The 13,733-nt window shown below is 68.4% G+C and carries 11 protein-coding genes and 1 pseudogene; 3 read left to right on the top strand and 9 right to left on the bottom strand.

What is annotated here, in order from left to right:
• The first annotated feature begins 55 nt into the window (after window positions 1-55).
• Window positions 56-688, top strand: a complete 633-nt coding sequence (locus tag JK358_RS18065) for a TetR/AcrR family transcriptional regulator (protein WP_201948839.1) — start codon at window positions 56-58, stop codon at window positions 686-688.
• 7 nt (window positions 689-695) lie between these two features.
• On the opposite strand, the gene JK358_RS18060 is transcribed toward JK358_RS18065, so the two are convergent.
• The 8 genes and pseudogenes from JK358_RS18060 to JK358_RS18025 all read right to left on the bottom strand — a co-directional run bounded on the left by JK358_RS18060 (window position 696) and on the right by JK358_RS18025 (window position 10,025).
• The gene (locus tag JK358_RS18060; protein WP_201948838.1) at window positions 696-1,100 is read right to left on the bottom strand and encodes a nuclear transport factor 2 family protein; all 405 of its coding nucleotides are present in this window, start codon (window positions 1,098-1,100) and stop codon (window positions 696-698) included.
• Between the two features lie 180 nt (window positions 1,101-1,280).
• Entirely contained in the window at window positions 1,281-1,454 is a 174-nt protein-coding gene (locus JK358_RS18055) for a hypothetical protein (RefSeq protein ID WP_201948837.1), read from the bottom strand.
• Between the two features lie 96 nt (window positions 1,455-1,550).
• Complete coding sequence (locus JK358_RS18050; protein ID WP_307817599.1) at window positions 1,551-2,414, bottom strand: sirohydrochlorin chelatase; 864 nt, start codon at window positions 2,412-2,414, stop codon at window positions 1,551-1,553.
• A 431-nt stretch (window positions 2,415-2,845) separates the two neighbouring features.
• Window positions 2,846-3,988: pseudogene (locus JK358_RS18045) on the bottom strand (uroporphyrinogen-III synthase); the annotation flags it as partial.
• The gene (nirD, locus tag JK358_RS18040) at window positions 3,985-4,377 is read right to left on the bottom strand and encodes a nitrite reductase small subunit NirD (RefSeq protein WP_201948836.1); all 393 of its coding nucleotides are present in this window, start codon (window positions 4,375-4,377) and stop codon (window positions 3,985-3,987) included. The gene nirD and the pseudogene JK358_RS18045, both read right to left, overlap by 4 nt.
• A gap of 65 nt (window positions 4,378-4,442) precedes the next feature.
• Complete coding sequence (gene nirB / locus JK358_RS18035; RefSeq protein ID WP_201948835.1) at window positions 4,443-6,992, bottom strand: nitrite reductase large subunit NirB; 2,550 nt, start codon at window positions 6,990-6,992, stop codon at window positions 4,443-4,445.
• Between the two features lie 29 nt (window positions 6,993-7,021).
• Complete coding sequence (locus JK358_RS18030; protein ID WP_201948834.1) at window positions 7,022-8,491, bottom strand: nitrate/nitrite transporter; 1,470 nt, start codon at window positions 8,489-8,491, stop codon at window positions 7,022-7,024.
• Window positions 8,492-8,750: 259 nt separating this feature from the next.
• Window positions 8,751-10,025 carry an MFS transporter gene (locus JK358_RS18025; protein ID WP_372440681.1) on the bottom strand — a complete coding sequence of 425 codons (1,275 nt, stop codon included), beginning with the start codon at window positions 10,023-10,025 and terminating at the stop codon, window positions 8,751-8,753.
• A gap of 65 nt (window positions 10,026-10,090) precedes the next feature.
• Between JK358_RS18025 and JK358_RS18020 the strand changes: the two genes are divergently transcribed.
• Complete coding sequence (locus tag JK358_RS18020) at window positions 10,091-10,762, top strand: FadR/GntR family transcriptional regulator (protein WP_201948833.1); 672 nt, start codon at window positions 10,091-10,093, stop codon at window positions 10,760-10,762.
• A 197-nt stretch (window positions 10,763-10,959) separates the two neighbouring features.
• Window positions 10,960-12,429: an MFS transporter gene (locus JK358_RS18015; protein ID WP_201948832.1), complete on the top strand. Its 1,470-nt coding sequence runs from the start codon at window positions 10,960-10,962 to the stop codon at window positions 12,427-12,429.
• 102 nt (window positions 12,430-12,531) lie between these two features.
• On the opposite strand, the gene JK358_RS18010 is transcribed toward JK358_RS18015, so the two are convergent.
• On the bottom strand, window positions 12,532-13,383 hold the full coding sequence (locus tag JK358_RS18010; RefSeq protein WP_201948961.1) for a TIGR02569 family protein: 852 nt from the start codon (window positions 13,381-13,383) through the stop codon (window positions 12,532-12,534).
• Window positions 13,384-13,733 lie beyond the last annotated feature (350 nt).

Below are 13,733 nucleotides of genomic sequence, written 5' to 3'. Positions count from 1 at the left end.
TAACATTCACTAGACACCATGTCTAGTGAATGTACGACCGTCTATCATTGGCCGCATGCAGACCGAACAGCCCGCCGAGGCCACCCGTCGCACCTCCCTGCGCGACGAGCAGAAACGCCTCACCCGCAGCCGTCTCATCGAGGCCGCCAAACAGCTGTTCACCACCCAGGGGTACGCGCCCGTGCGCGTCGACGACATCGCCGCCGCCGTCGGCTGCAGTCGCGCCACCTTCTATCTGCACTTCACCGGGAAACCGGATGTCCTGCGCGCCATCGCCGAACAGGGCACGCTGCCCAGCGTCCAGCACTTCTACGAGGATCTGGACCATGTGCTCGACAGCGGGTCACGCGAGGAATTCGCGGCCTGGATGCGGCGCGCGATCGAATGGTTCCAGGAGTACAAGGATCTGCTCCCGGCGTGGGACGAGGCCACCACGCTCGAACCCGAATTCCGGGAGGTGGCGCGCGAAGGCATTCTCGCGCTGCCCAATGTGATGACCTCGTATCTGTCCCGCTGGCCCGAGGCTCAGCAGGACGAGGCGAAACTGCGGATAGAGCTGCTCGTCGCGCAGCTCGAGCGGTTCTTCACGCGATGGGCCATGCAGGGGACGCTCGATGTCACCGCCGAACAGGCCGCGGTGGTGCTCACCGATATCTGGTATCCGGCGCTGCAGACGCCCGGGAAGTAGCGGCGGATCAGCTCAGCGGTGTGACCCGCGCCCGCGGCAGCTCCCAGAAGGCCCGCAGCGCAAGGATTTTGCCGTCGGCGGCGACGCGGTAGGTGAACGCGCCGTCCACTTCGACCGCGCGGCCGTCACGCTCGCTGCGGATGGTGCCGACGAAGGCCACCTCGTCGCCGCAGGCGAAGGAATCGGTGAAGCGGAAGTCGATGACGCTGTTCGCAATGGCCATGTCCCAGAAGGCGGCGATGGCCGCATGGCCCAAGTGTCCGCCGCCCACCGGGTCGTAGGGCGAGACGCCGATCGGATCCTCCACGCGGGCGTCGGCGGCGAACAGGGCCAGCCATTCGTCCTTGCGCTTGGCGCGCACCGCCGCCTGGGAGGCGAGACCGGCGCGGCGGGCGGGATGTTCGGCGGACATGCCACCATCGTGACCCGGCGTGCGACGGGAAGACATCACCGTCCCGGTCACCGGACGCTGTCGCGTCAGGGCACCACGGCCTCGGTCACCCATGCGGCAGAGCCTTGATCACGGCAGCTCGCGCAGTGAACGCAGCTCGGGCCGGTGCCCGATGGCACCGGCCCGTGAGACGGAGGATTCCTACTTCTTGCCGTCCAGGATCACGCGGCATTCGGCGGCGGTGTGGCCCGCGTTCAGGCAGTTGGCCCAGTCGATCTGGTCCTGGACCCACGGGTCCGGAGCGGCCTGCGCGGTGCCGAAAGTGGCTGCGGCACAGGCGAGGAGCAGTCCGGTGGTGGCGACGAGCTTCTTCATGAAAATCCCTCCCGATCTTGCTGTGGTCGCACTCCAGTGTGCGGCACCAGCCTGGAAAGTACTGAAGGGTTTCTTGTATCGCTGGTCAGGCGGTGATCACGCCACGCGGGCGGGCACCAGGGTGTGGGCCCCGGCGTGGTAGCGGTCGGCGATCAGGCGGACCACCGACGGGTGGACGCCGATGGGCTCGGCCACGCCGTCCGCGCCCGCCTGGTGCAGACGCTCGTGGAACAGGCCGTGCGCCAGGAGGTACGAGGCGACGAACACCCGGCGGGCACCCGAAGCACGCACGGCGGCAACGACTTCCGGTACTCGCGGTGCACCGGTGGCGATATAGGCCAGGCGGACCGGCGCACCGATCTGCTCGGCCAGCATGCCCGCGGCACGCTTGACATCCTTACGCGCCCGCGCGTCCGAAGAGCCCGCGGCGGCCATGACCACCGCGTCACCCGGACGCCAGCCCGCGTCCACCAATCGCATCCGCATGACCGCGGCCAGCGCCGGATCCGGACCCATCGCGTGGGTGACCGCGACCGCTGCGTGCTCGCTCGCGGCCACCTCTCGCGGCACGTCCTGATAGACGTGATAGCCCGAGGCCAGGAAGGCCGGAACCACCACGGCGGGAACGGGATCCAGATCCCGCAGCACCTCGGCCGGGGACGGCCCCAGCACATCCACGAACGCCGTCCGCACCCGCGGTACCGGCGCGGCCCCGAAAACCGCACCGGAAATCGCAGGGGCAGAGCTGAATTCGGGACGACCACCGGGCACAGCGGCCGACCGCCCGCACTCGTGGATACCGGCCGCATTGCCCGGCGCACCGAAGTCAAGGGCGTTACCGCTCACCGGGCTCGGGCCGCTGAACTCATGAGCCACAGCCTCCGCCAGCGCGGCGATCATCTGTACACCGCGCGCGCTCCTGGTGCCGTGGGCGACCAGGACCAGCGCCGGGGTACTCACCAGACCCCCGCGACGGGAGCCGGACGAGTGGCGCGAACAGGTGCGCCGGAGCCCGTCACCGGACGCGCGGCGCTGTTCACCGGGGTCGTCGCCGGGCGGGCGGCGGTGTTCACCGGGGTCGTCGCCGGACGCGCGGCATTGTTCACCGGCGTGGCCGCCGGGCGGGAGGCGCTGTTCACCGGCGTCGCCGCCGGACGCGCGGCGCTGTTCACCGGTGTGGCCGCCGGGCGGGCGGCACCGCCGATCGGCGCGGACGGGTGAGCGCTACCGCCGGTCGAGGTGACCGGCGGACGTGTCGTCCCGTTGATGGGCGGGGTGGCCGGGCGCGCCGCGCCGGTGCCGCGGGTTGCCGGGAAGTCCTGGCGGGGGCCGAAGGCGGCCCGGCCGGGACCGGGGCGGGCGGCGGCGGGCGGGGTGAGGGGGCGGGGGTCGTCGGCGCATTCAGCGGGGTCGAGGGCCAGGCGGTAGCCGCGTTTGACCACGGTTTGGATGGCTTTGGGGGTGCCGAGGCCGGCGCGGAGGCGGGCGATGGCGGTTTCGACGGCGTGGGTGTCCTCGCCGCCGCCGGGGAGGGCGGCGAGCAGGTCCTCGCGGGAGACGACGCGGCCGGGCTGGCGGGCCAGGGAGCGCATCAGGGCCATGGGGGCGGGGGCGAGCTGGCGGACCTGACCGTCCACGACCACGCAAGCGCCGCGGACGGACAGAATGTGGCCGGCGGCCTGAATTCGGTTGGCGCGCCGGGGAAGTTCTTCGGCGACGTGGCGGGCCAGGGCGCCCAGGCGGGCGCGTCCGGGCATGGAGGTGGGCACGCCCAGCTCCTCCAGGGGAGCCGCGGTGATCGGGCCGACGCAGGCGGGCAGCACCCGGCCGCGCAGCGCGTGCAGCACCGCTTCCAGCAGGCCGGTTTCCTTGGCGCGCATGAGCAGTGAGGCCACGGCCGGTGCGCTGGTGAAGGTGACGCAGTCGATGCCCGCCGTCACGATGGCCTCGATGAGCCGGTCCATCGGGGTGCGGTCCTCGGGCGGGATCCAGCGGTACACCGGCACCGGAACGACATCCGCTCCGGCACAGCGCAATACCTCACAGAAGTCCGGCACCGGCTCCCACTCGGTGGTCGCGCCGTGCAGCTGCACCGCGATGCGCACGCCCTCGACCCCTTGGGCCAGCAGATGATCCAGCACCTCGGCGGAGGATTCCGAAGCGGGAGACCATTCTTCGCGCAGCTCGGCGGCGCGGATGGCGCCCTTCGCCTTGGGTCCGCGCGCCAGCATCCTTGTGGAGCCCAGGGTTTCGCGCAGTTCCTCGGCCAGGCCCCAGCCCTCGGCCGCCTCCATCCAGCCGCGGAAGCCGATTCCGGTGGTGGCCACCGTGATCTGCGGCGGCTCGGCCACCAGCTGGCGCGTCACGCGCTCCAGCTCGGTGTCGTCCGCCAGCGGGATGATCCGGATGGCCGGAGCGGAGACGATGTTCGCGCCCCGGCGCTGCAGCAGCGTGGCCAGCTCGTCCGAGCGCCGCGCCGCGGTGATACCGACGGTGAAACCGGCAAGCGGGGTACCCGCGTCGACCTCGGTCATGCCGTACCGCCCGGAAAGGCCAGGGGGTCGTTGGACACCGAGACCACACCGTCGGCGACCTTGACCGCGTAGACGGGCAGGCTCTGCGCCTCGTCGTCCAGGCAGCGGCCGTCGATCAGCGAGAACGCCTGCTTGAGCAGCGGCGACGCCACCACCGGCACACCACCGCGGTCACCCACCAGGCCGCGCGACATGACCGCCGCACGCCCGAACGGATCGATATTGCCGACGGCGTACAGGGTGCCGCCGTCGGTCAGGAACAGGGCCGCCTGACGGCCGCCCTTCAGCAGAACCGCCACGCCGCGGCCTGGAATCAGGTAGTCCAGCCGGCAAGCCTGGGTCCAGCCACTGATGCTGGTGTGGGTACCGGGTGTGTCGATTACGGTCATCGGTAACTCTCCTCCGAACGCCTTACCTATTGGTACCGACGCCCTGTTTCCAAGCGGTTAAGCGGTCATTTCCCGTGCGTGGCGGATGCTGTGTCGCCGGACACCGCGACCGGAATGTCCGGAATTCCGAGCAGTACGGGCACCTTGCGCTCACCGCTGTCGTCGAAGGAGATGGTCGGGTCGGCCTCTTCCGGGGCGTTCACGAAGGACACGAAGCGCGAGAGCTTGCCCTCGTCCTCGAGCACCGCGGCCCACTCGTCCTTGTAGCCGTCCACGTGGCGTTCCATGGCTGCTTCCAGGTCCTCGGCGATGCCAAGGCTGTCGTCGCAGATGACGGCCTTGAGGTAGTCCATGCCGCCCTCGAGGGCCTCCTGCCACGGCGCGGTGCGCTGCAGCCGGTCCGCGGTGCGGATATAGAACATCAGGTAGCGATCGATGTAGCGGATCAGCGTCTCATCGTCCAGATCACCGGCCAGCAGCACCGCGTGCTTCGGGGTCAGACCACCGTTGCCGCCCACGTACAGGTTCCAGCCGTGCTCGGTGGCGATGACGCCGACATCCTTGCCGCGCGCCTCCGCGCACTCGCGCGCGCAACCCGACACGGCCAGCTTCAGCTTGTGCGGGGAACGCAGACCGCGGTAACGCTTTTCGAGCAGCACCGCCATGCCGACCGAATCCATCTGGCCGTAGCGGCACCAGGTGGAGCCGACGCAGGACTTCACCGTGCGCAGCGACTTGCCGTACGCGTGACCGGATTCCATGCCCGCGTCCACCAGGCGCTTCCAGATCAGCGGCAGCTGCTCCACGCGCGCGCCGAACAGGTCGATGCGCTGACCGCCGGTGACCTTCACGTACAGGCCGAACTCCTTGGCCACCTCACCGATGGTGATGAGCTGCTCGGCGGTCACCTCACCGCCGGGCATGCGCGGCACCACCGAGTAGGTGCCGTTCTTCTGCAGGTTGGCCAGGAAGTGGTCGTTGGTGTCCTGCAGTGCGGCCTGCTCGCCGTCGAGGATGTGATCGCTCGAGGTCGAGGCCAGGATGGAGGCGACGGTCGGCTTGCAGATATCGCAGCCGGTGCCCTTGCCGTACTTGGCGATCAGCGCCGAGAAGGTGCGGATGCCGGTCGACTGCACGATGTGGAACAGCTCGGCGCGCGACTGCGAGAAGTGCTCGCACAGCGACTTCGAGACCTCGACGCCGGACTGCTCCAGCAGCTTCTTGAGCATGGGAACGCAACCGCCGCAGGAGGTTCCGGCGTTGGTGCAGCTCTTGATGGCGGGCACGTCGCAGGCGCCGTCGGCGATGGCCCCGCAGATCGCGCCCTTGGAGACGTTGTTGCAGGAGCAGATCTGCGCCTCGTCCGGCAGCGCGTCCGCGCCCAGTTCCGCACCCGCCGGGGAGATCAGCGAGGCCGGATCGGCGGGCAGCTTGGAACCGACCAGGGGACGCAAGGCCGCGTACGCCGAGGCGTCACCGACCAGGATGCCGCCCAGCAGGGTCTCGGCGTCATCGGAGACGACGAGCTTGGCGTAGGTGCCCTTGGCCGCGTCGTGCAGCACGACCGACAGCGCGCCCTCGGTGGTGCCGAACGCGTCACCGAAGGAGGCCACGTCCACACCGAGCAGCTTCAGCTTGGTGGACAGATCCGCGCCCGGGAACTCGCCCGCGCCGCCCAGCAGGCGGTCGGCGACGATCTCGGCGGTGCTGTAACCGGGGGCGACCAGGCCGTAGCAGACGCCCTCCACCGCGGCGACCTCACCGACGGCGTAGATGTACGGGTCGGAGGTCTGCATGCCCAGGTCGGTGATGACACCGCCGCGCTGGCCGACCTCCAGGCCGGCGTCGCGGGCGATCTGGTCACGCGGGCGGATACCGGCGGAGAACACCACCAGCGAGGCGTCGATGACCGAATCATCGGACAGCTTCACCTGCAGGCCGTTCTCGGACTCCTCGATGGCGGCGGTGCCGACACCGGTGTGCACATGCAGGCCCAGATCGGTGACCAGCTTCTCCAGGATCGCGCCGCCGCCCTCGTCGACCTGCACCGGCATCAGGCGCGGTGCGAATTCGACGACGTGCGGGGTCATGCCCATGAGGCGCAGCGCGTTCGCGGCCTCGAGACCGAGCAGACCGCCGCCGACGACCACGCCGACCGCGCCGGGACCGGCGGCCTCGGCGGTGGCGCGGATGCCGTCCAGATCCTCGATGGTGCGGTACACGTAGCAGTTGGCGTGATCGTGGCCGGGCACCGGCGGCACGAAGGCGTACGAGCCGGTCGCGAGAACCAGTGCGTCGTAACCGATCACGTCACCGGTGGAGGTGACGACCTTGCGGCCGTCCCGGTCGATGGAATCGGCGCGCACGCCCAGGCGCAGGTCCACCAGGGTGTCGCCGTCGTAGGTATTGCCCTGCAGCGCAAGGGCTTCCGCCTGCCAGGCGCCGACGTAGGAGGACAGTCCCACGCGGTCGTAGGCGGGCAGGGCCTCCTCGCTGAGCACGACGACCTGCCAGGTCGCGGCCTCGTCGCGGGAGCGCAGCGCCTCTACGAAGCGGTGTCCGACCATTCCGTGGCCGACAACCACCGCGGTCTTGCGTTCGACTGTGTTCGTCATGACAGTCCTTTCGGTGGAAGGGGATTCGGTCAGGCTCGCGCCGACGAGGTGGACGTGGGATCGGAGTGTGCTTCGGCTTCCAGCACCAGCGCCTCGGCCTCGACCACGACATCGGAGTCGGAGGCCAGGGACTTGGCGCTCGGGCGGCGGATGAACACCGTCCAGCAGACCGTGGCGCACAGCACGTAGAAGGCCATGAAGACGCAGAACGCGGTGGTCGCGGAGTTGGTGGAGGCGTAGGAGGTGCGCAGCATCAGGTTGATGCCGACGCCGCCCAGCGCGCCGATCGCGCCGACGAAACCGATGAGCGATCCGGAGCAGTTCTGCGACCAGGCGGCGCGGGTGGCCGAATCACCGGGCAGGCTGCGGGATTTCGCTTCGAACACGGACGGGATGATCTTGGTGACCGCGCCGTTGGCCAGACCCGAGATCACGAACAGCGCCACGAAACCGGCGATCATCAGACCCAGCACCGGACCGGTCGGGCGGCCCGCCCGATCCCCCAGCGCACTCGCGGTGATCACCAGCACGGCCGCGGCGGTCATCGCGCCGAACATGTACAGGGTGACCCGGCTGCCGCCGATGCGGTCGGCCCACTTGCCGCCGTACGGGCGGACGATCGAACCGAGCAGCGGGCCGATGAAGGCGATCGACGCGGCGTGCAGCGCGGCCTGGGCGGCCGTCGCGCCACCGGCCTTGAAGTTGATCTGCAGCACCTGGCCGAAGGCGAAGGAGTAGCCGATGAACGACCCGAAGGTGCCGATGTAGAGGAAGGCGATGGCCCAGGACTGCGGCACCTTGAGCGCCGTGATCATGAAGGACAGATCGGCCTTCTGATTCTTGACGTTGTCCATGTACAGCGCCGCGCCGAGCGCCGCGACCACGACCGCGATCATGTAGATCACGCAGACCACCGAGGCGTTGCCGTAGGCATTGCCCAGGGTCGCGATCACCGCGAGACCGATCAGCTGGATCACCGGCACGCCGATATTGCCGCCGCCCGCGTTCATACCCAGCGCCCAGCCCTTGAGCCGCTGCGGGTAGAAGACGTTGATATTCGACATCGACGACGAGAAGTTGCCGCCGCCCAGACCCGCGAACGCCGCGATGATCAGGAAGGTCGTGTACGAGGTGCCCGGCTGATTGATGAAGTACAGCGTCAGCAGCAGCGGCACCAGCAGCGCCAGCGCGCTGAAGATGGTCCAGTTACGGCCGCCGAAGCGGGCGGTCGCGACGGTGTACGGAATCCGCATGAAACCGCCGACCAGCGTCGGCACCGCGCCCAGGAAGAACTTGCCCGCGGGATCGATGTGGAACACATCGGTCGGCATGAACAGCACCATGACGGACCAGATGGTCCACACGGAGAAACCGATGTGCTCGGCGAACACCGACCAGATCAGGTTGCGGCGAGCGATGTCCTTGCCACCGGCCTCCCACGCCTCGACGTCCTCGGCGTCCCAGTGTTCGATGTCGCGATTGCGCGTCAGCGTTCTCAACTCGGCCCTCCTGAAATCTGGATAGGCCCAAGGTAGGAAACCGGTATTGCCGGAATGCTGCGCGAAATGACCGTTGAATCAACGGTTGCTCACGATTATCGGGAAAACCGTGTGAGAATCGCGCCTATGTTTCGGCCGTGTGACACAAGCGTTTCCGAGTGTCACCGATCACCGAAATCGGCGCGCGCGAGTGGTGAGGTGAGAGCGTCGCCACACAGCATGGCCCCCACCTCACGAGTCGGCAACTCGAGGCGCGGAATCAGTTCCAGGTGTCCTCGAGCATGCGCGGCTTGCACGCCTGCCACGCACCGACCAGCAGCACGAAGACCGCGACCACGAGGAAGCCGAACGGGGCCAGCCATCCTCCGGTCATCGAGTGCAGCGCGCCGAACAGCAACGGGCCCAGGCAGGCCACGGTGTAGCCGACGCCCTGGGTGAAACCGGACAGGGCGGCCGAACCCGCCGAGGTGCGGGTGCGCAGGTTGATCAGGGTCAGCGCCATCGGGAAGGTGGACGGGCCGAGGCCGACCGCGATCACCCACAGCAGCGGCGCGCTCATGGGAGCGAACAGCAGGCCCGCGAAGCCGATGAAAAAGAAAGCGGCGCAACCGATCACGATGGGGAACGGGTTGGCGATGCGGCCCACCACAATGGGTGCGGACAGTGCGGCCACCAGGCCGATGAGCGCGAAGATACCGACCATGGAACCACCGAAAGCAGCGCTCGCGCCGGCGTCGCCGAAGATCGTCGGCATCCACGCGAACAGCGAGTAGGTGATCAGCGAGGTCGTGCCGAACATGAGGGCCATGCCCCACGCCAGCGGGGACTTCCACGCCTTGCCGGTGGATTCGGCGGCGTCGGCGGGCAACTCGGTGGTGTCGGCCACCGCGGCCTGACGGCGTACCCGCAGCACACCCAGCCACGGCAGGGCGGCGGCGAAGGCCAGCAGCGCCCACAGGCCCAGCGAGATCCGCCAGCCGTGCGCTTCGGCGACGGGCACCGCGACCAGGGCGGGAATGACCGTGCCCAGCTGCACCATGACGATATAGACGGCCGAGAGCAAGGCGAGGCGATCGGAGAAGTACCGCTTGACCAGCGGCGGGATCACCACGTTGCCGATACCCATACCGGTCAGCGCCAGGGCCGAGAAGACCAGCAGCTCCCAGGTGTCCGGCACGAACGCGCGCACGGCCGACCCCACGCCGGTCATGAGCATCGCGAGCAATGCCGTCAGTTCGAGGCCGAAGCGGCGGGTCATGATCGGGGTCAGCAGACCCGCGACCGCGAACATGGCGGTCGGGATCATGCCGAAGATGCCGACGATCGCCGTGGAGTAGCCGATGTCCTGGCCGATCTGGGCGGCCAGGGGGGTGAATGCGGTCACCGCGACGCGCAGCGTGAGCGCGGACATGAGGATGGCCGCCAGAACAAGCAGCCGCCCCTCGGTGAGTGCCCGCTTGGTGCGGACCGGATGGGGGGCGGTGGCTTGCTGCTGGCCGGGATGGGTCGAGGGTCGATTCAGCGTCGCAGTCACCGCGAAATCATAGGATGACCCGATGATGTGATGCAACGAATGTGAGGCACGGTACGCTGGCAGACGTGCAACCCGTCCGGCGCACCAGCCTCATCGCCCAGGTGACAGAACAGCTGCGTGCCGAAATCCGTTCCGGCCGTTGGCCCGTCGGTTCCCGCATCCCCACCGAGCCGGAGCTCACCGAGCTCACCGGCACCGGCCGCAATACCGTCCGCGAGGCGGTCCAGGCGCTGGTGCACGCGGGCATGGTGGAAAGACGCCAGGGCTCCGGGACCTATGTCATCTCCACGTCGACGCTCGGTGGAGCGCTCACTGAGTACTTCGCCGAGTCGCAGCAGCGCGACATCCTCGAGCTACGCCAGGCGCTCGACACGACCGCCGCGTCCCTGGCCGCGCGCCGCCGCGACGATATCGACATCACCAATCTCGAACGGCTGCTGGAAGAACGCCGGGTCCAGTGGGACACCGACTTCGAGGCCGCCATCGACGCCGATGTGCAACTGCATCGGGCGATCGTGGTCGCCAGCCACAACGCGGTGTACCTCGAGTTCTACGACTCGCTGCTACCCGTCATCGAGGCCGGGATCCGGTCGCGGTCGGAGAAGGCGGGCGAGGCGTACCACGCCGAGCACACCGAGCTGGTGCGCGCGGTCATCGACGGCGACTCCGAGCGCGCGGCCCGCGCGGCCAACTGCTTCCTCGGCTCCCTCATCGCCGAATATCCTGACGCTCGCTAAGAATTCATCGGTAACCGAAAGGTCACCATGTGAATTCCCCCAAGGTGAGCCGGAATTACCCCCAACGTCACCGAAAGCGACGTCGGCGTAACCGTGCCTTCGTACGGTTGAGCGCGACCGCAAGGGACCCCTCCGGACCGAATTCATTGTCCGGAGAACACGATGAGGGGCGGTCGTCATCTCGAGAGGAAGCGCTCATGGCAACTGCAGCCGCGCCGGAAACGACCGACTTCAAGTACCAGAAACGCGGCCGGTGGCTCGACCACTGGGAGCCGGACAACAATGAATTCTGGGAAAACGGGGGTAAACAGACAGCCCGCAAGAACCTGATCTTCTCGGTATTCGCCGAGAATCTCGGATTCAGCGTCTGGGTTATCTGGGGCTCCATCGTCACCGCCATGGGAGCGGCCGGATTCGAGTTCCTGGCCGGGCTCGGCAAGGGCAATCCCACCGCCGTTTCCAACGCGCTGCTGCTCACCTCCACCCCGACCCTGGTCGGCGCGGCGCTGCGCATTCCCTACACCTTCGCCATCCCCAAGTTCGGCGGCCGGGCGTTCACCATGTTCAGCGCGGGCATGCTGCTGCTGCCGACGCTGGGCATCGCCTACTTCGTGAACCAGCCGAGTACGCCCATGTGGGTGTTCATGCTGCTGGCCGCCCTCGCCGGCGTCGGCGGCGGCAACTTCTCGTCCTCGATGGCGAATATCAACTTCTTCTTCCCCGAGGGGAAGAAGGGTGCGGCCCTGGGCATCAACGCCGCGGGCGGCAACCTCGGCGTGGCGCAGACCCAGCTGTTCGTACCGCTGATCATCACCCTGGGCACGTTCATCTTCGCCAAGGATCCGGGCGGCTACCGCTTCGGCATCACCCTCGCCGTGCTCGTGTGGATTCCGCTCATCCTGGTCTCCATGTTCGGCGCGCTGCGGTACATGGACTCCATCACCGGCGCGAAATCCGATGGCAAGTCCTACCGGCTGGCGCTCACCAACAGGCACACCTGGGTCATGTCGGTGCTCTACATCGGCACCTTCGGGTCCTTCATCGGCTTCTCCTTCGCCTTCCCGACCCTGCTCAAGGCCAACTTCCCGGACCTGGCCAAGATCGACTGGATGAGCACCATCGGCAACCTCGCCTTCCTCGGCGCGCTCGTGGGCTCCATGAGCCGGCCCTTCGGCGGCTTCATCTCCGACAAGGTCGGCGGCGCGAAGATCACCCTCTACGTGTTCGGCGGCATGTCCCTGGCCACGCTGATGATCATGGCGGCGCTGGCGGCCAAGAGCTTCCCGCTCTACCTGACCGCCTTCCTGATGCTGTTCATCCTCACCGGCATCGGCAACGGCTCCACCTACCGCATGATCCCGTCCATCTTCAGCGCCGAGGCCAAGCGCCGGGCATCGGAAACCGGCCAGGATCCCGCCGAGGCGCTCATCTCCGCCAAACGGCAGGCCGGTGCGGCCATCGGCGTCATCGGCGCGGTCGGCGCGTCCGGCGGCTGGCTGGTGCAGCAGGCACTTCGACTGTCCAACATCAACTTCGGCAGCATGAACCCCGCCTTCACCGCCTACGCCGTGGTCTTCCTCGGCATGGCCGCCGCCACCTGGTGGTTCTACCTGCGCGCCAGCTTCGCCACCGACCGCGTCCCCTCACTGGCCTACGCCAACGTGTAACCCCAAGACCTGGAAGGGTATTCGTCGCACCCGACCGGAAAAAGACTGTCGCGCCGAGGGATTACCCCACTCGGCGCGACAGTCGTTCCAGGACTCGGATCCTCAGAGCAGCAGGCGGATCATGTCGGTGGTGCGGGCCAGGCCGGGGAAGGCCTCGGGGGTGGAGCGGGGGTGCAGGGCGTGGACGGCCAGACGGAACATGACTGCGCGGACCAGCATTTGGGGCCATTCGGGGAGGTCGCGCCAGCGGTCGAGGAGGCCGTCGTCGGCGCCGCCCCAGGAGAGGGCGTCTACGACGATCACCGCTGCTGCCCAGGGGGCGGGACGCCAGTAGGGGGTGATGTCGGTGAGGCCGGGGGCCAGGGGGCCTGCGAAGAGGACTGTGCCGAACAGGTCGCCGTGTACGAGTTGGGCGGGGCTGGTCACCGGTTTGCGGAGAGTGGACAGTTGGGTGATCAGTTGCAGGCTGCGCTCGCCGTCGGGAGAGGTGGCGGGGAGCATGCCGCCCACTTTGAGGCTGCGCAGGGGGACCGCTTCCCAGGCGGCGCGGTCGGCGGCGGCGAAGACGTCCACGTCCACCCACGGGGCGATGGGGGCCTGCACCAGGAAGCGGGGGCGCTCCAGTTGCTGGGTCACCTGGTGTAGTCGCAGGGATACCGAGACCACCTCGTCGTGACGGGGTTCGGGGACGCCCTCCAGATAAGTGTCGGCGCGCCAACCGGATACGACGTAGCGGCCGTCGGTGGCGCGGACCGGGCGCGCCAGGCGGATGCCGTCCACCCGCAGCGTCTCGCGCACCTTGGCCGACCAGGCGGCCCGCGCGTGATCGGTCACGGGGCTGAGCACCACGTCACCGCACAGCCAGCCGCCGTCCCAGTTCCCCAGCGGAACCGGCACGACCTCGCGCAACCCGAAGGTCGAGCGCACATGCTCGGGAGGTTCCACAGCAGTCATGGTCACGCGCGTACGGTACCGCCGCAACAACTTACGGCCAGGCAGCCACACCGAGCGGGCGCTCGGTCGGAATAGTCCGGTTATCTGCCTGTACCCCGGCGCGGAGTACCCCGATCGCGCCGGAGCGATGTACCACCGGTGGGCGACCCCGGCCGCATTCACCTCCGGGCGAGATCGAGGCCTCGAGCGAGATCAGGTAGGGTTCCGGACATGCTCATCGAATTCATGCGCCTGCGCCTCGCCTGATCCGGCGCACTCCGCAGCCCGTCGCGGCTGCCAGCGTGGCCACGCAATCGGCGTCGCGCCACGCTCGTGCTGCCGAGGAATCCTTTTCTCCTCGACAGGAAAAC

The sequence above is a fragment of the Nocardia acididurans genome, assembly GCF_016741815.1.
Lineage (GTDB): Bacteria > Actinomycetota > Actinomycetes > Mycobacteriales > Mycobacteriaceae > Nocardia > Nocardia acididurans.
Note: the sequence above shows the minus strand (reverse complement) of the source record. Positions and strands in the feature narration are given on the sequence as shown.

Coding starts and splice junctions, on each gene's coding strand:
- JK358_RS18065 (WP_201948839.1), top strand. CDS start 56: ATGCAGACCGAACAGCCCGCCGAGGCCACCCGTCGCACCTCCCTGCGC.
- JK358_RS18060 (WP_201948838.1), bottom strand. CDS start 1,100: ATGTCCGCCGAACATCCCGCCCGCCGCGCCGGTCTCGCCTCCCAGGCG.
- JK358_RS18055 (WP_201948837.1), bottom strand. CDS start 1,454: ATGAAGAAGCTCGTCGCCACCACCGGACTGCTCCTCGCCTGTGCCGCA.
- nirD (WP_201948836.1), bottom strand. CDS start 4,377: ATGACCGTAATCGACACACCCGGTACCCACACCAGCATCAGTGGCTGG.
- nirB (WP_201948835.1), bottom strand. CDS start 6,992: ATGACGAACACAGTCGAACGCAAGACCGCGGTGGTTGTCGGCCACGGA.
- JK358_RS18015 (WP_201948832.1), top strand. CDS start 10,960: ATGGCAACTGCAGCCGCGCCGGAAACGACCGACTTCAAGTACCAGAAA.
- JK358_RS18010 (WP_201948961.1), bottom strand. CDS start 13,383: ATGACTGCTGTGGAACCTCCCGAGCATGTGCGCTCGACCTTCGGGTTG.